Raw genomic sequence first — 14699 nt, forward strand, 5'->3', positions numbered from 1 at the left:
GCGGTCGCACCCGGATCGGGGGCATCTCACCCGGACCGTGCGATGGGCGGGCCGTCGGGGACGGCTGCGCTCTGCGGATGACGCGGCCGCATCACTCGGGTGGGGTGGCCCGGTCCGCGCACCCGTGGCGGTCCGAGACGGTGACCGTGTCACGGCCTGGAGGCGCGGTGCGGGCCCGCCCCGCGCCTCCAGGCCGACGGTCGGGACCGTCAGCCGACGCGTGCGACCCGGACGTCCACCCGGCTGAGGGTGAGGCCGTGGGCCTCGGCCACCGCGAGAGCCGCGAGGTGCGCGGCGCGCGCCGTCTCCGGTGCCGGACGGGCTCCGTCGGTGCCGATCACGACGCGCAGGACGTCGTCGTCGAGGACGACACGGGCCAGCGCCGCGCGCGTCGCGAGCCGCTTCGCGGTGTCGATCGTCCCGCCCAGCGTGGGACGGGCGTGGTACAGCTCGGACACGCCGGGGACCGCGAGGACGGCGGTCTCCACGGCGGTCAGGACGTCGTCGTCGGCGCTCATGCGCGGTCCTCCTCGTCGTCGGTCGTCGGGGGCAGCAGGTCACGGACCACCACGTCCACGGAGTCGACGAGCAGGTCCGTCTGCGTGGCGAGCACCGCTGCGACGGCCTCGCGCACCTCGGACGCCACCGCCGGGATCGCCGCACCGGCGCGGACGGCGATCTCCACCACCACCCGCACCGGTGCGCCGAGCTCGACGACGTCGCCCTCCAGCCGGCACCGGGCGATGAGGGCGTCCGGCACGCCGTCGCCGACGCTGCGGACCAGGGAACGGATCGCGCCCTCGGTCATGACCGGCCGTTCGGTCGGCGCCTCCGGGCGGAGCGGGACGTCGCGACCGGACCGCGCCTCGATCGAGATGTTGGCGAGCACGCCGCTGATCCACGACTCGTCGGCCGGGGCCTCGTTCGCCGCCGCCTCTTCGAGGGAACCGAGCGACGAGTGCCGGAGTCGGACGATCGCCGCGAGCGCGTTCTGGCACGCCGCGGACTCGTCGATGCTCGGGTCGGCGGGCAGCATGCCCGCGTCGAGGTAGTCGGCCAGCTCGTCGATCGTGTGGCCGTCGAGGTCGTCGGGTTCGAGGGAGTCGAGCCGGACGGGATCGGGTTCGGTCATCGCCATCCCTCCATGAGACGGATCATGTTCTTCCGTGCCCGGGACAGCAGTCCGCGGACGGTCGAGGCGGGGAGGTCCAGTTCCTCCGCGATCTCGTCGTACGAGTACTCGAGGACTTCCTTCATGAGCCAGCACCGCCGCTGCGCCTCCGGCAGTTCGGCGAGCGCCGTCTCCACCGCTTCCTCACGCGAGCGCGCCTCGGCGACGCGGTCCGGGGCGTCGTCGGCAGGCGCCTCGACCTCGAGCTCGGTCACGTCGTCGTGGAAACGCCGGGCGCGGATGCGGTCGAGGCATTTGCGGCTGAGGATGCGCATCAGCCAGGCCTTGACGCGTGCCCCGTCGTCGAGTCGGTCCATCCGGTTCCAGGCGGTGATGAACGTCTCCTGCACGACGTCGTCGAGCTCGTCCGTCGACCCGAGCGTCCGGCGGGCGTAGGCGCGCAGGAGCGGGGTGTACCGGCGGATGAGCACCTCGAACGCACGGACGTCGCCGTCGGACGACCGATCCGCGAGGACGGCATCGTCGAGGTCGGTGAGGGGCGGGTGTGGCACGGATTCCTTCTACTGGTGGTGGATGGGGGTCTGCTGGGCGTCACTCGTGGTCGGTGCGGCGCCCCGGTGCGCGGCGGACCCGGAACGGACCGGCGGGCCGAGCGGAGAGGGAACGGACCCGTGCCGTCGCCAGGAGGTGCCCGGGGGCGACGCGGTCGTGCGACGGCTGCTGCTGTGCGGCGGTGTCGGTCATGGGGTCTCCTCGGAGCGTTCCGGAGGGCCGTCGGGTGTGGCCCTGCACCGATGAGACGTGGTGAGGACGGGATTCGTCACACGTCTGCGGCAAAGTGGGTGCATGCCCCTCGTCACCGCCGTCTGCCGCGTCGACCGCCTGCACCGCGACTCCGGCACGATCGGGATCACCGCGATCGACAAGCGCCCCGTCGACGGGCCCGTCCGGGTCCGGCCGCTCGGGCTGCACGCCGACGTGCAGGCCGACCGCAAGCACCACGGCGGTGTCGACCAGGCCGTGTACGCATACGCCGACGAGGACGCCGCGTTCTTCGCCGAGTCGCTCGGCCGCGACGTCCCGCCCGGCCTGTTCGGCGAGAACCTCCGCACGAGCGGCATCGACGTCACCGGCGCCGTCACCGGGGAGCGCTGGCGCATCGGCGAGGCCCTCGAGCTCGAGCTCGAGGTCACCGTCCCGCGCACGCCGTGCGGGACCTTCGCCCGTCGCATGCAGGTGGACCGGTGGGTGAAGCGGTTCGCCGAGGAGGGGCGCCCCGGGGCGTACTTCCGGGTACTGCGCTCCGGCCCCGTCGCCGCCGGTGATCCGATCGTCGTCACGCACCGGCCGGACCACGGGGTCACGATCGGGCAGCTCTTCGCCGGGCTGTCGCCGGAGCAGGCGCGCGCGGTGCTCGACTCGGGGACGGGTCTGGCGCCGACGGTGGTGCGCGACGTGTCGAAGGTGCTCGCGCGCGGCCGGGTCCTCGACCGCTGAGGCGGCGGCCGGAGTCCGTCCGGCATGTGGGTCAGACGGGGCTGAGCGGCTGCAGCTCCCCCGTCGGCAGCTCGACCCGGATGCGGTCGCCCGCGCGGACGACGCCGCCGGCGACCACGACGGACATGACGCCGCCCTTCCGCTCGACGGACCCGTCGTCGGCCCGGCCGAGGACCGCGCGGAGCAGCCCGGGTTCGAAGTCGTTGATCTGCTGGCACGGGTTCCGCAGTCCGGTCACCCGCACGCACGCGTCGTCGCCGAGGTGCAGGAGCGTGCCGGTCGGCAGCCCGAGCAGGTCGACGCCGCGCGTCGTGACGTTCTCGCCCATGTCGCCGGGCGCCACGGTGAACCCCGCGTCGGCGACCTCGTCGAAGACCTCGGCGTGCAGCAGGTGCACCTGGCGCAGGTTCGGCTGCGACGGGTCGCGGGCGACCCGGGAGCGGTGCTGCACCGTCGTGCCGGCGTGGGCGTCGCCCTCGATGCCCCAGCCCTCGACCAGGACGACCTCGTCGACCACGGGCTTGGTGAAGTGGTGGGCGGTGTCACGGCTCACGGCGACGACCGTGGGCTGCTCGTCTTCGAGGTTCTGGGTCACGAGACGATCATGGCGCAGAACCCGTCGATCGTGCAGGCCCGCTCAGTCACCAGCGGCGCCGCGGGTGGGGTCGATCGGTCGCTTCGCCCGCGGCAGGCCCGCCACCACCAGGTCGTACGCGTTGCCGACCAGGTCCTCCACCAGCGTCTCGTCGATCCCGTCCCCGGGCGACAGCGTGATCCAGTGCCGCTTGTTCATGTGCCAGCCCGGGGCGATCTCGTCGTGCTCCTGCACGAGCGCAGCCCCGTGCGGCGGCGCGCACTTGAGGTTCACGATCGGCACGCCACGCAGCTCGGACGTCATCACGAACATCTTGCCGACGACCTTGTAGACGACGGCGCCCTCGCCGAAGGGCTGCGTCTCCGCCACCGCGGGCAGTCCCATCGCGGTGCGGACCGCGACCTCGTGCAACGCCTCGCCGTCCATCCGCCCAGCATGCCGCACACCGCCGACGCGCGCCTCGTTCTGGGGGCGGGAGCGGCCGCACGTCCCGTCGTACGATCGACGCGCCGCGCACCCGACGCGGCGGCCGCTCCCGTGGCCACGACCACCCCTGGGGGAAGAACCCGTGCGTCTCACCCGTACCCTCGGCATCACCGCCGCCACCGTCGTCCTCGCGGCGTCCGTCGTCGTCGGCGGCGCGTCCACCGCGCAGGCCGCTCCGACCGTCTACAAGAACTGCACGGCCGTGCAGAAGGTGTACTCGGGCGGGATCGCGAAGAAGTCCGTCACGAAGAACCGTGTCACCTCGAAGGGCAAGGTCGAGTACCGGGCGCTCAAGGGCACGGTGAAGAAGGACGACGCGCTCTACAACGCGAACAAGAAGATGGACGCCGACGCCGACGGGATCGCCTGCGAGAAGAGCTGACGCCGCGCGTCACGCGCTCCGGCGCGACGGCGTCGCGCTCCGCGGCCGAACCGCTCAGAGCGGCGGAACGCCCTCGTGCCCGGACCGCGGGCGCGCGGTACCGGCGACCCCGGTGACCACCGACCCCGCCGGGACGTCCTTCGTGACGACGGTGTTCGCACCCACGACCGAGTCCGCCCCGACCGTGATCGCCCCGATCAGCGACGACCCGGCGCCGAGGACCACGCGGTCCCCCACCGCCGGGTGCCGGCGGGCTCCCGGGCCGTGCTCGCCGCCGCGTCCGCCGAGGGTCACCCCGTGGAAGAGCACGACGTCGTCGCCGACGACCGCGGTCTCGCCGATGACCACGCCCATGCCGTGGTCGATGAAGAAGCGGCGGCCGATGCGCGCTCCCGGGTGGATCTCGATCCCCGTGACGGACCGGGCGACCTGGGCGACGACCCGTGCGGCGAACCGCGAGCCGGGCAGGCCCTCGGCGATCCACAGCCGGTGCGTCAGCCGGTAGGTCCAGATGGCGTGCAGCCCCGAGTAGACGATCGCGTTCTCGAGGTCACCGCGGGATGCGGGGTCACCGCGGCGTGCTGCGGCCAGGTCCTCGCGGACGGTCCGCAGCACGCCTCGTCGGGCGGGTCGTCTCACGCAGTGAGTCCCTCGAAGAGCACCGTCGACAGGTAGCGCTCCCCGGTGTCGCACACGATCGCGACGACCCGCTTGCCGGCGTTCTCGGGCCGAGCGGCGATCTCGATCGCGGCGTGCAGGATCGCGCCGGACGAGATGCCGGCGAGGATGCCCTCCTGCGTCCCGAGGTCGCGGGCGACCCGGAGCGCGTCGTCGAGCTCGACGTCGAAGACCTCGTCGATGACGCTGCGGTCGAGGACCTCGGGGATGAAGTTCGCGCCGATGCCCTGGATCTTGTGCGGGCCGGCCTTGCCCTCGGTGAGGAGGGGCGAGTCCTTCGGCTCCACCGCGACGATCTGCACCCCGGGCACGCGCTCCTTGAGCACCTGCCCGACGCCGGTGATCGTGCCGCCGGTGCCGACACCCGCGACGAACACGTCGACGTGGCCCTCGGTGTCGCGGAGGATCTCCTCCGCCGTGGTCTTCCGGTGGATCGCGGCGTTGGCGGCGGTCTCGAACTGGTGGGCGAGGATCGCACCCGGCGTCTCGGCGACGATCTGCTCGGCCCGCGCGACCGCGCCCTTCATGCCCTCGGACCCGGGGGTCAGGACGATCTCGGCCCCGAACGCGCGGACGAGTGCCCGACGCTCGACGCTCATGGTCTCGGGCATCGCGATGACGACCCGGTAGCCGCGGGCCGCGCCGACCAGCGCCAGGGCGATGCCCGTGTTGCCGGACGAGCCCTCGACGATCGTGCCGCCGGCCTGCAACTCGCCGGACTCCTCGGCCGCGTCGACGATCGCGACGCCGAGCCGGTCCTTCACGCTCGCACCGGGGTTGTAGAACTCGAGCTTCGCCAGGATCTCGGCTCCGCCGGCCTTGGGCAGGCGGTTCAGCCGGACCAGCGGCGTGTTGCCGAACGCCTGCGAGATGTCGTCGTAGATGGTGCCGCTCATCGGTTCCGTCCTCATCGGGTCAGGTCGCGTGCCCACCCCTCTGGAGGCACGGCGTGCGCTGCGATCCTAGCGAGCGCACCCGGCGTGTCCCTGTCCGATGACGCGCGCTGCGCGCCGGACGCACGCCGTGCGCTGCGCGCCGCGTCCGATGACGTGCGCTGCGCGCCGGACGCGCGCCGCGCCTCCAGGCCGTTGCCCACGCGCCCAGCCGCGCGTACCGTGCTCCGCAACGACGAGGAGGTCGTCATGTCCAAGGAACAGCAACCCGACGTCGCCCCGCGGGTCGTCGACCGCGCCGCGTTCGACGAAGCGCTCGCCGCACAGGTGCAGGACGAGAAGGAACTCACGCGACACGGCGACCGAGTCTCCGCCGCCCGCCGACGGCTGCCGATGGTGCGCGTCGACGACTACGAGTTCGCCGGACCGGACGGCCCGGTCCGCCTCACCGAGCTGTTCGGGGACAAGTACCTGCTCCTCGTCCAGAACGTCATGTACGGACGGGACTGGGACGCGGGCTGCCCCAGTTGCACCTGGGCCGTCGACAACCTGCCCGCCGACATGGGCCGGCTCGACGACGAAGGGATCGCGTTCGCCATGATCTCGGAGGGGCCGATCGAGAAGCTCGAGGCCTGGCGGGCGCAGCACGGGTGGCCGCACGCGTGGGTGTCCTCGGGCGCCACGAGCTACCACGACGACTGGGGGTGGACGATCCACCACGACGACTTCGACGGCCCAGTGCCCGGGTACTCGTACTACCTGCTGCGCGACGGGGTGCCGTACCTGACCTACGCGACCGGTTCGCGGGGCACCGAGGCGATCCTGCCGGTCGCGCACATCATGGACCGGACCGTGTACGGGCGGCAGCAGGACTGGGAGGACAGCCCCGAGGGCTGGCCGCAGTACCCCACGTACGGCTGATCCGCGGCGCGGTGCGGCGGCGCGGCGCGGGCGCGGTGCGGCGCGGCAGGCGCGGCGCGCGGGCGCTGGCGCGCCCTCGCGAAAGCGACAGTTCGCCGCGGAACTCCGGCGGCCAGCTGTCGCTCTGGCGTCTGGAACCGGACCGCCCCGCGTCGGTCTGTCGCTTTCGCGGTGAGCGACACGTCACGCGCTCGGCCGCCCGTGACGTGTCGCTGAGCGCGAAACCCGCGCGCGAAACCCCGACGAGCAGCCGTCAGCGCACGAACGCCGTACGCGCGAAGCGGCCGTCCGTCGCCTCGAGCACCCGCAGCACGTTGCCGCCCGCCAGCGCCCGCAGGTCCGCAGCACCCCACCCGCGCCGCCGCAGCTCCGATGCGAGCACCGGGTACCGCGACACGTCCCGCAGGTCCGGCGGGAGCACCGGCGTGCCGTCGTAGTCGCCGCCGAGGCCGATGTGCGCCACGCCCGCGACGTCCCGCGCGTGCTCGACGTGGTCCGCGACGTCGGACACCGTCACGAGCGGCGCCGACCCCGGCGCAAGCGACGACCCCGACGACCCCGGCGACCCCGGCGACCCCGGCGACCCCGGCGACCCCGCAGCGAACCACTCCGCGAACGCCGCGGAGACGAACTGCGGCACGAACGTGATCATCACGACGCCCCCGTTGTCCGCCAACCGGGCGAGCACGTCGTCGGGCACGTTCCGCGGGTGGTCGTTCACGGCGACCGTCGAGGAGTGGCTGAAGACCACGGGCTGCGTCGCGACGTCGAGGGTGTCCCGCATCGTCGCCGGAGCGGTGTGCGAGAGGTCGACGAGCATGCCGAGCCGCTCCATCTCGGCGACGACCTCGCGGCCGCGGTCGGTGAGTCCGCCGTGCGGGTGCGACCCCGTCGCCGAGTCGGCCCAGGGGGTGTCGTCGTTGTGCGTCAGGGTCATGTACCGAACGCCGAGCCGCGCGAGGGTCCGGAGCACGGCCAGGTCGTTGCCGATGGAGTGGCCGCCCTCGGCCCCGAGCAGCGAGGCGATCCGGCCGGAGTCGATCGCCGCCCGCACCTCCGCCGCGGTGCGGGCGAGCGCGAGCGACTCCGGGTAGCGCTCGATGATCCGGTGCGCGACGTCGACCTGCTGCAGGGTGGTGCGGACCGGGTCGGGATCGTCGGCGGGGACGAACACCGACCAGAACTGCCCGACGACGCCGCCGGCACGCAGCTTCGGCAGGTCGGTGTGGAGGGAGCCCTCCTCGGAGTCGATCCCCTCGACCCCGGAGGCGTGCGTGTCCCGGCGCTCCCACGGCAGGTCGTTGTGGCCGTCGATGACCGGGAACGGGAGCGCGTCGAACGTCATGCGACGACGCTACCGGCCGCCCCGCCGTCGGTAGGCTCGCCCCCATGGACCCCGTCACGCTCCGCACCGACCGGCTCGTGCTCTCCGTCCCCGTGCCGGCCGATGCCGACGACGTCGTCGCGTACGCGAACGACCCGGACGTCATCGCGTACACGCCGGTGCCGGTGCCGTACGGTCACGCCGAGGCGCGGCACTGGATCACCGAGGTCGTCGGGTCGGGCTGGACGGCGGACACCCGCTACGAGTTCGGCATCCGGCGCGCGGACGACCTGCGGCTGCTCGGCACGGTCGGCCTGTTCGGTTTCATCGACGGCGCCGCGGAGATCGGCTACGCCGTGCACCCCGACGGCCGGGGCCACGGGTTCGTGACGGAGGCAGCACGCGCCGTCCTCGACTGGGCGTTCGCCCCGGCGCCGCAGGGACTCGGTTTCGTCCGGGTGCAGTGGCGCGCGATCGCGACGAACACCCCGTCCGTCGCGATCGCCGAGCGGCTCGGCCTGCGCTACGAGGGACGGCTCCGGTCCGGCGTGTCCCACCGCGGCGCGCGCCACGACCAGCTCATCGCGGCGGTCCTCCGCGACGACGACCGCTCCACACCGACGGTCTGGCCGACCGCGTGACGGTCGCGTTCCGCGTCGTCACCGAACTCGACGCGCCGCCCGAGCGCGCCTTCGCACTCTCCCTCGACATCGGTGCGCACGAGCGGTCGATGGCCGCCAGCAGTGAGCGCGCCGTGGCCGGCACGACGTCCGGCACCATCGGCCTGGGCGAGACCGTCACGTGGCGCGCGCGGCACTTCGGGATCGTGTGGCGGATGACGAGTCGGATCACCGCCCTGGAGGCCCCCCACCGGTTCGTCGACGAACAGGTGCGTGGGCCGTTCGCCCGGTTCCACCACGTCCATCGCTTCGAGCCGTCGGCGCGCGGCACGCGGATGGTGGACGAGATCGAGTTCCGAGCTCCGCTCGGACTGCTGGGCAGGCTGGCCGAACGGATCGCGCTGGCGCGCTACCTGCCGCGGCTCATCGCCGACCGCAACGCTTCCCTCGCCGCAGAACTCCGCGCCTCGGACGAGGACTGACCAGGCGCCGAGATCGCACTTCGTGCCGGATCGGCGTCGGCGTCGGCCGCCGGAGTGCGATCTCGGCGTCCCACACGCACGACGCCGCCGGCCGCGGGGCGTCGGTCAGGGGGCGGTGAGCTCGCCGAGCGCCTCGTAGGCGTTCGCGACGGCGTCCACGCGCGTCCGCCCACCCGGCCCGGACGCCTCGTACACGTCGTTGGCGATCGCCGCCACCACCGCGAACAGCGCGGCCATCGAGTCGAACGCCGACGGTGAGTCGACCGGGCAGAGGATCGCGGTGGCGGCCGGAGCCGCGATGACCGCCGCCGTGGGGTCACCGAGCACGACGACGTCGGCACCCGTCGCGACGCAGTGCCGGACGAGCCGTCCGACCCCGGACGCGTGCCGCCGCACGGTGACGATGACGACGAGGTCGCGGCGGTCGAGGTCGGCGACCTCTTCCCCGAGGCGCTGCCCCGGCGCCGGACCGATCCGGACGTCCGGCCGGACCTGGGCGAGCTGGGCGCGGAGCTGCAGCGCGATCGGGTAGGCGCCACGCTCGCCGATGACCAGGACGCGTCGCGCCCGGACGATCCGCCGTGCGAGCCGGGGCCGGTCGGCACGGGCGAGCGAGGCGAAGGCGGCGTCGAGGTTGCGCGACTCGACGGCGCGCTGGTCGACGTGGGCGGCGTCCTCCGCTGCCCACGGCAGTCCGGATCCACGCGCCGACATGAGGTTCGCCCGGACCTCGGCCGCGTCCTGGAACCCGAGCGACCGGACGAGCCGCGAGACGGTCGCCTTCGAGGTGCCCGACTCGGCGGCGAGCTCGGCGGAGGTGCCGACGAGCAGGAGTTCCGGGTCGTGGCGGACCATCGCCGCGACGCGACGCTCGGCCGGGGAGAGCTGTTCCCACACGGAGTCGATGCGGGCGCGGACGTCGGGTCCGGCGGTGCTCATGCGCGGGCCACCCGGTCGACGGCGACGGCGAGGGCGTCGAGCCCGAGGGCGATGTCCTCCGTCGAGACGAACTCGTCCGGGTGGTGGCTGATGCCGTCCGGGTTGCGGAGGAACAGCATCGCCACGTCGGTGACGAGGCCGAGCGACATCGCGTCGTGCCCGGCCCGCGAGAACAGCTCCATCGGAGATGCCTCGCCCGTCGACTCGATCCCGGCACGGACGGCGTCCATGAGCCGCGGCGCGCAGAACACGGCGGGGGCACGGTGCACCTCGGTCGGCGCGACGCTGACCCCGCGACGTTCCCCGATGAGCGTGAAGGCCTTGGTGAGTTCGTCCCACACCCGGTCGCGTCCCTCGTCGAACTCCCCGCGGAGGTCGACCGAGAACCGTGCGAGACCGGGGACGACGTTGACGGAGCCGGGCTCGACGGTCATGGTGCCGACCGTGCCGACGTGGTGCGACGCCCGGCAGATCCGTTCGACGGCGAGTGCGGCCTCGGCGGCGGCGAGCAGGGCGTCGTGGCGGCGCTCGTACGGGGTGCCGCCGGCGTGCCGGGCCTCGCCCACGGCCTCGACCGTGAACCGGCGGGCGCTGGCGATGCTCGTGACGACGCCGAGCGCCTGCCCGGCCTGCTCGAGGTACGGCCCCTGCTCGATGTGCGCCTCGAGGTAGCCGACGAGCGTGCCGGGGTCCGCTGCGGCGTCGCCGACCCGCGCCGGATCGAGCCCGAAGTCCTCGAACGCGCGGCGGAGGGTGACCCCGTCGCCGTCGGCCAGGTCCCACCACGACTCGTCCCAGACCCCGGCGACCGCGGAGGACCCGAGCAGGGCCTTGCCGAAGCGGGTGCCCTCTTCGTCGGAGAACGCGATGACCTCGAGCGCCACCGGCAGCGGGCCGTCGGCGGTGAGGCGCGCGGCGGTCCGGATCGCCATGAGGACCCCGACGATGCCGTCGTACCGGCCGGCGTCCACCACGGTGTCGAGGTGCGAGCCGAGGAGCAGCACGGGGGCGTCCGGCTCCGCTCCGTCGATCCGCCCGTGCAGGTTGCCGGCGGCGTCCTGCCAGGTGCGGAGTCCGGCGTCCTGCATCCACTCGGCGACGATCGCGTTCACCCGGGCGTGCTCGGGCGACAGGTACACGCGGGTGATCCGGCCGGTCTCCTCGGTGACGAGGGCGAGTTCGTCGCACCAGCGCGCCACGAGCTCGGCGTCGGTCGTGGCCAGGTCGGTGGCGCCGACGACGGGTGCGGCACTCACGCGAGCACCGCGGCGGGGACAGCGGCGACGGTGCTGTCACGGAAGACGTCCAGCGCGGCGTCGACGCCACCACCCTGCGGAACGGCGTGCCCCGCCCGGCGGAGCGTCTGCTCGAGCGCGGCGAGCGTCGTCACGACGGTGTCCTTCCGGGCGTTGTAGCCCATCGTGCCGATGCGCCACACCTTGCCGTGCAGCGGACCGAACGACGTGCCGATCTCGATGCCGTGGTCGTCGAGCATCGCCGCACGGACCTCGTCGCCGACGACGTCGGACGGGATCTCCACCGCGACGACGTTGTGCATCTTGTGCGCCACGTCGCCGAAGACGCCGAGCCCCAGCGCCTGCACGCCGGCGAGCATCGCGCGGCCCGCGGTCTCGTGCCGGGCGACGACGGCGTCGCGGCCCTCTTCCAGCAGGATGCGGGCGCACTCGTTCGCGGCGTAGAGCATCGAGGCGGCCTCGGTGTGGTGGTTGAGCCGGCGCGGACCCCAGTAGTCGAGGATCATCGCCAGGTCGAGGTAGTTCGAGCGGATGGGCTCGTCCGCGACGGCGTCGCCGGGTTCACGGATGCCGGCCTCGACGCTGCGGCGGCCGTCGAGGACCGCCACCGCCCTCGGCGAGAGGGTGAGCGGCGCGCTGCCGGACGGCCCGCCCAAGCACTTCTGCAGCCCGGCGCTGACGGCGTCGATCCCCCACGCGTCGGTCTCGAGCGGGTTGCCGCCGATCGTGGCGGTCGCGTCGGTGTAGAACAGCACGCCGTGCCGCTCGCAGATCGCACCGAGCTCGTCGAGCGGCTGGTTCATCGTGGTCGAGGTGTCGCCCTGCACGATGGCCAGGACCTTCGGCCGGACGCGGACGATCGCGTCCTCGACGGCGGACGGCGTGAAGACCTGTCCCCACTCGGTCTCGATCGTGTGGACCTCGGCGCCGGCACGACCCGCGATCTCGGCGAGCAGGTGCCCGAACCGGCCGAACACCGGCACGAGGACACGGTCGCCGGGAGCCAGCAGCGAGACGAGCGCGGCCTCGATGCCGGCGCGGGAGGTGCCGTCGACGAGCACGGTGGCTTCGTTCTCGGTGCCGAACACCTGCCGGTAGAGCGCCTGCGTCTCGTTCATCGTGGTGGTCATCCACGGGTCGTACTGCCCGACGAGCGGGGTCGACAGCGCACGGAGCACGCGCGGGTCGGCGGTGATGGGCCCCGGCCCCATGAGGAGTCGTGCGGGCGGGTTCACTGGGAGCATGGTGGTTCCTCCGTTCCTGATCCGAGCGTACCGGAACGTTCGTTACAGACGTGTTGCGGGGACAGACGGGGCAGCCGTGGCACGGACCGACGCGGTGGACGGCACCGGTCGTGGGACGAGCTCTCCCGCGACGGCGGTGACGCCGTCCTCAGCAGAGGCGACCAGCCGACCGCGCAACCAGGTCTCGGTGACGCGGCCGCGCGCCTCCAGGCCGGCGAACGCCGAGACCGGGTTGCGGTGCGCGAGACCGGCCACGTCGATGACGGCCGTGGCGGACGGGTCGAAGACCGCGAAGTGGGCGAGTGCGCCGGGGGCGACCACACCTCGGTCGGCGAAGCCGGCGAGCGCCGCGGGTCCGGTCGTGAAGAGCGGGAGGAGTTCCTCGAGCCGGACGCCACGACGTGACGCCTCGGTCCACACCGCACGGAACCCGACCTGCAGCCCCGCGATCCCACCCCAGGCCAGCCCCCAGTCGTCGACCTTGAGGTCCGCGGTGGAGGGCGAGTGGTCCGACACGACCATGTCGATCGTGCCGTCGAGGAGCCCCCGCCAGAGGGCGTCCCGGTTGGCGTCGTCGCGGATCGGCGGGCAGCACTTGTACTCCGTCGCGCCGTCCGGGATCGTGCCGGCCTCGAACGACAGGTAGTGCGGGCAGGTCTCGACCGTGATCCGCACGCCGTCGTCCTTCGCGGCCCGGATCATCGGCAGCGCGCCGGCGTCGGACAGGTGCAGGATGTGCACCCGCGCCCCGGTCGCCCGCGCGCCGTCGATCACCCGGGCGATGGCGGACCGCTCGGCGTCGACCGGGCGGGTGACGAGGAAGTCCGCGTAGTGGCCGCCGAGGGCCTCGTGGTCGACCAGGAACGCGGGGTCCTCGGCGTGCACGATGAGGAGCGCGTCGATGCGGGCGACCTCCTCGATGGCGGCCCGGAGCTGCGTGGCGTCGAGGTGCGGGAACTCGTCGACGCCGGACGGTGCCGTGAAGCACTTGAAGCCGAAGACGCCGACGTCGTGCAGCGCGTCGAGCGAGCCGAGGCTCGCCGGCACGGCGCCGCCCCAGAAGCCCACGTCGACCGCGACCCGGCCCGCGGCGCTCGCCTGCTTGACGGCGAGCGCCTCGACGGTGGTCGTCGCGGGGATCGAGTTGAGCGGCATGTCGATGACGGTGGTGACCCCGCCGAGCGCGGCCGCGCGGGTGGCGGACGCGAAGCCCTCCCACTCGGTACGGCCGGGCTCGTTGACGTGCACGTGGGTGTCGACGAGCCCGGGGAGCAGGACCTGGTCGTCGGGGACGGTGCGGTCCACGGTCGCGTCGACGGTGGCGTCGACCGGCAGGACGGCGTCGATCCGGCCGTCGCGGACGACGACCGCAGCGGGACGGAAGGCTCCGTCGACCCACGCGCGGTGGGCGCGCAGGACCAGGTCGGCCTGGAGGCGCGTCATGCGCCCGCCCCGACCGTCACGGCCGCCGACGGGAGACGTTCGAACCCCGCCAGCAGTCCCGACATCGGCTTGGCTGGTGGTGCGGCGTACTCGCCGCGTCTGCCCGTCGTCAGGCCGAGGCGCACGAGCGACTCGGCGAGCACCGTTGCGGCAGCCACCCCGTCGACCACCGGTGCCCCGATCTCGCGGGAGACCTCGGCGCAGAAGTCGGCCATCCCGGCGCAGCCGAGCACCACCGCGTCCGCTCCCCCGGCGAGCACGGCACGGCACTCCTCGACGACGAGTTCCCGCGCGCCCGACGTCGGGTCCTCGAGTCGGAGCACGGGCACCTCGCACGCCCGGATCTCGGTGACGAGCGACGCGAAGCCGTAGCGCTCGGCGAGCTCGTGGGCACGACCCGTGGTCCGGGCGAGCGTGGTGACGACACCGAAGCGCCGGCCGAGCATCGCGGCGGCGTGGAAGCCGGCCTCGGCGATGCCGATGACGGGGCCGCCGGCGACCTCGCGTGCGGCGTCGAGCCCGGGGTCGCCGAAGCAGGCGACCACGTACGCGTCCACCCCGTCGCGCTCCCCGATCGCGATCTGCTCGAGGAGTCCGGGGACGGCCAGCGCCTCCTCGTAGTGGCTCTCGATCGAGGCCGGCCCCATCGTCGGGTTGACCGCTTCGACGACGGTGCCGGGGCCGGCGACCGCCGCAGCGGCGGCTCCGATGGTCCGCGTCATCGACGCGGTGGTGTTGGGGTTGACGACACGGATGCGCATCGGGGTCCTTCCGGTGGTGCGGGGTGCTGGGTGGTGACCATCGTGG

At 73.5% G+C, this 14699-nt stretch carries 19 protein-coding genes; 5 read left to right on the forward strand and 14 right to left on the reverse strand.

Going from position 1 to position 14699, the window contains the following annotated elements; genetic code table 11:
- Positions 1-209: 209 nt before the first annotated feature.
- From EDF64_RS04525 to EDF64_RS18090, 4 genes are read right to left on the reverse strand one after another with little or no spacing between them, the layout of a single operon-like run.
- Positions 210-518 carry a hypothetical protein gene (locus EDF64_RS04525; protein WP_133518866.1) on the reverse strand — a complete coding sequence of 103 codons (309 nt, stop codon included), beginning with the start codon at positions 516-518 and terminating at the stop codon, positions 210-212.
- The gene (locus EDF64_RS04530) at positions 515-1132 is read right to left on the reverse strand and encodes an Asp23/Gls24 family envelope stress response protein (RefSeq protein WP_166645597.1); all 618 of its coding nucleotides are present in this window, start codon (positions 1130-1132) and stop codon (positions 515-517) included. The genes EDF64_RS04525 and EDF64_RS04530 overlap by 4 nt, the downstream gene beginning before the upstream one ends.
- Positions 1129-1683 carry an RNA polymerase sigma factor gene (locus EDF64_RS04535; protein ID WP_133518868.1) on the reverse strand — a complete coding sequence of 185 codons (555 nt, stop codon included), beginning with the start codon at positions 1681-1683 and terminating at the stop codon, positions 1129-1131. The genes EDF64_RS04530 and EDF64_RS04535 overlap by 4 nt, the downstream gene beginning before the upstream one ends.
- A 40-nt stretch (positions 1684-1723) precedes the next feature.
- Positions 1724-1876, reverse strand: coding sequence for a hypothetical protein (locus tag EDF64_RS18090; RefSeq protein ID WP_166645598.1), 153 nt, complete (start codon positions 1874-1876; stop codon positions 1724-1726).
- A gap of 102 nt (positions 1877-1978) precedes the next feature.
- On the opposite strand from EDF64_RS18090, the gene EDF64_RS04540 reads away from it, so the two are divergent.
- Entirely contained in the window at positions 1979-2629 is a 651-nt protein-coding gene (locus tag EDF64_RS04540) for an MOSC domain-containing protein (protein ID WP_133518869.1), read from the forward strand.
- Positions 2630-2660: 31 nt separating this feature from the next.
- Here EDF64_RS04540 and EDF64_RS04545 read toward each other — a convergent pair whose 3' ends face one another.
- Complete coding sequence (locus EDF64_RS04545; RefSeq protein ID WP_133518870.1) at positions 2661-3224, reverse strand: MOSC domain-containing protein; 564 nt, start codon at positions 3222-3224, stop codon at positions 2661-2663.
- Positions 3225-3266: 42 nt separating this feature from the next.
- Positions 3267-3650, reverse strand: coding sequence for an MmcQ/YjbR family DNA-binding protein (locus EDF64_RS04550; RefSeq protein ID WP_133518871.1), 384 nt, complete (start codon positions 3648-3650; stop codon positions 3267-3269).
- 142 nt (positions 3651-3792) lie between these two features.
- On the opposite strand from EDF64_RS04550, the gene EDF64_RS04555 reads away from it, so the two are divergent.
- Entirely contained in the window at positions 3793-4092 is a 300-nt protein-coding gene (locus EDF64_RS04555) for an excalibur calcium-binding domain-containing protein (protein ID WP_243736247.1), read from the forward strand.
- A gap of 54 nt (positions 4093-4146) precedes the next feature.
- Here EDF64_RS04555 and epsC read toward each other — a convergent pair whose 3' ends face one another.
- Positions 4147-4731, reverse strand: a complete 585-nt coding sequence (gene epsC / locus EDF64_RS04560; protein WP_243736248.1) for a serine O-acetyltransferase EpsC — start codon at positions 4729-4731, stop codon at positions 4147-4149.
- Complete coding sequence (cysK, locus tag EDF64_RS04565; protein ID WP_071292343.1) at positions 4728-5666, reverse strand: cysteine synthase A; 939 nt, start codon at positions 5664-5666, stop codon at positions 4728-4730. Before cysK ends, epsC begins: the two co-directional genes overlap by 4 nt.
- A 246-nt stretch (positions 5667-5912) precedes the next feature.
- Here cysK and EDF64_RS04570 point away from each other — a divergent pair, with 246 nt between their 5' ends.
- The gene (locus EDF64_RS04570; RefSeq protein ID WP_133518872.1) at positions 5913-6584 is read left to right on the forward strand and encodes a DUF899 family protein; all 672 of its coding nucleotides are present in this window, start codon (positions 5913-5915) and stop codon (positions 6582-6584) included.
- A 253-nt stretch (positions 6585-6837) separates the two neighbouring features.
- Here the strand turns inward: EDF64_RS04570 and EDF64_RS04575 are convergent, their stop codons facing one another.
- On the reverse strand, positions 6838-7929 hold the full coding sequence (locus EDF64_RS04575) for a dipeptidase (RefSeq protein WP_133518873.1): 1092 nt from the start codon (positions 7927-7929) through the stop codon (positions 6838-6840).
- 44 nt (positions 7930-7973) lie between these two features.
- Here EDF64_RS04575 and EDF64_RS04580 point away from each other — a divergent pair, with 44 nt between their 5' ends.
- Together EDF64_RS04580 and EDF64_RS04585 are read left to right on the forward strand one after the other, a co-directional pair.
- Entirely contained in the window at positions 7974-8549 is a 576-nt protein-coding gene (locus tag EDF64_RS04580; protein WP_133518874.1) for a GNAT family N-acetyltransferase, read from the forward strand.
- Entirely contained in the window at positions 8546-9010 is a 465-nt protein-coding gene (locus EDF64_RS04585) for an SRPBCC family protein (protein ID WP_133518875.1), read from the forward strand. The genes EDF64_RS04580 and EDF64_RS04585 overlap by 4 nt, the downstream gene beginning before the upstream one ends.
- 105 nt (positions 9011-9115) lie before the next feature.
- Here the strand turns inward: EDF64_RS04585 and EDF64_RS04590 are convergent, their stop codons facing one another.
- From EDF64_RS04590 to EDF64_RS04610, 5 genes are read right to left on the reverse strand one after another with little or no spacing between them, the layout of a single operon-like run.
- Complete coding sequence (locus EDF64_RS04590; RefSeq protein ID WP_133518876.1) at positions 9116-9949, reverse strand: MurR/RpiR family transcriptional regulator; 834 nt, start codon at positions 9947-9949, stop codon at positions 9116-9118.
- Positions 9946-11205, reverse strand: a complete 1260-nt coding sequence (locus EDF64_RS04595; protein ID WP_133518877.1) for an allantoate amidohydrolase — start codon at positions 11203-11205, stop codon at positions 9946-9948. The genes EDF64_RS04590 and EDF64_RS04595 overlap by 4 nt, the downstream gene beginning before the upstream one ends.
- On the reverse strand, positions 11202-12449 hold the full coding sequence (locus EDF64_RS04600) for a pyridoxal-phosphate-dependent aminotransferase family protein (protein ID WP_133518878.1): 1248 nt from the start codon (positions 12447-12449) through the stop codon (positions 11202-11204). The genes EDF64_RS04595 and EDF64_RS04600 overlap by 4 nt, the downstream gene beginning before the upstream one ends.
- Positions 12450-12491: 42 nt before the next feature.
- Positions 12492-13892 carry an allantoinase AllB gene (gene allB, locus EDF64_RS04605; protein WP_133518879.1) on the reverse strand — a complete coding sequence of 467 codons (1401 nt, stop codon included), beginning with the start codon at positions 13890-13892 and terminating at the stop codon, positions 12492-12494.
- Positions 13889-14653 carry an aspartate/glutamate racemase family protein gene (locus EDF64_RS04610; RefSeq protein ID WP_133518880.1) on the reverse strand — a complete coding sequence of 255 codons (765 nt, stop codon included), beginning with the start codon at positions 14651-14653 and terminating at the stop codon, positions 13889-13891. The genes allB and EDF64_RS04610 overlap by 4 nt, the downstream gene beginning before the upstream one ends.
- Positions 14654-14699 lie beyond the last annotated feature (46 nt).

Source organism: Curtobacterium flaccumfaciens, assembly GCF_004361695.1.
Taxonomy (GTDB): Bacteria; Actinomycetota; Actinomycetes; order Actinomycetales; family Microbacteriaceae; genus Curtobacterium; species Curtobacterium flaccumfaciens_B.

What these genes read in the sequence shown, in the direction of transcription:
- EDF64_RS04525 (WP_133518866.1), bottom strand. Translation starts at nt 518, where the DNA reads ATGAGCGCCGACGACGACGTCCTGACCGCCGTGGAGACCGCCGTCCTC.
- EDF64_RS04530 (WP_166645597.1), bottom strand. Translation starts at nt 1,132, where the DNA reads ATGACCGAACCCGATCCCGTCCGGCTCGACTCCCTCGAACCCGACGAC.
- EDF64_RS18090 (WP_166645598.1), bottom strand. Translation starts at nt 1,876, where the DNA reads ATGACCGACACCGCCGCACAGCAGCAGCCGTCGCACGACCGCGTCGCC.
- EDF64_RS04540 (WP_133518869.1), top strand. Translation starts at nt 1,979, where the DNA reads ATGCCCCTCGTCACCGCCGTCTGCCGCGTCGACCGCCTGCACCGCGAC.
- EDF64_RS04550 (WP_133518871.1), bottom strand. Translation starts at nt 3,650, where the DNA reads ATGGACGGCGAGGCGTTGCACGAGGTCGCGGTCCGCACCGCGATGGGA.
- cysK (WP_071292343.1), bottom strand. Translation starts at nt 5,666, where the DNA reads ATGAGCGGCACCATCTACGACGACATCTCGCAGGCGTTCGGCAACACG.
- EDF64_RS04570 (WP_133518872.1), top strand. Translation starts at nt 5,913, where the DNA reads ATGTCCAAGGAACAGCAACCCGACGTCGCCCCGCGGGTCGTCGACCGC.
- EDF64_RS04575 (WP_133518873.1), bottom strand. Translation starts at nt 7,929, where the DNA reads ATGACGTTCGACGCGCTCCCGTTCCCGGTCATCGACGGCCACAACGAC.
- EDF64_RS04580 (WP_133518874.1), top strand. Translation starts at nt 7,974, where the DNA reads ATGGACCCCGTCACGCTCCGCACCGACCGGCTCGTGCTCTCCGTCCCC.
- EDF64_RS04590 (WP_133518876.1), bottom strand. Translation starts at nt 9,949, where the DNA reads ATGAGCACCGCCGGACCCGACGTCCGCGCCCGCATCGACTCCGTGTGG.
- EDF64_RS04600 (WP_133518878.1), bottom strand. Translation starts at nt 12,449, where the DNA reads ATGCTCCCAGTGAACCCGCCCGCACGACTCCTCATGGGGCCGGGGCCC.
- allB (WP_133518879.1), bottom strand. Translation starts at nt 13,892, where the DNA reads ATGACGCGCCTCCAGGCCGACCTGGTCCTGCGCGCCCACCGCGCGTGG.
- EDF64_RS04610 (WP_133518880.1), bottom strand. Translation starts at nt 14,653, where the DNA reads ATGCGCATCCGTGTCGTCAACCCCAACACCACCGCGTCGATGACGCGG.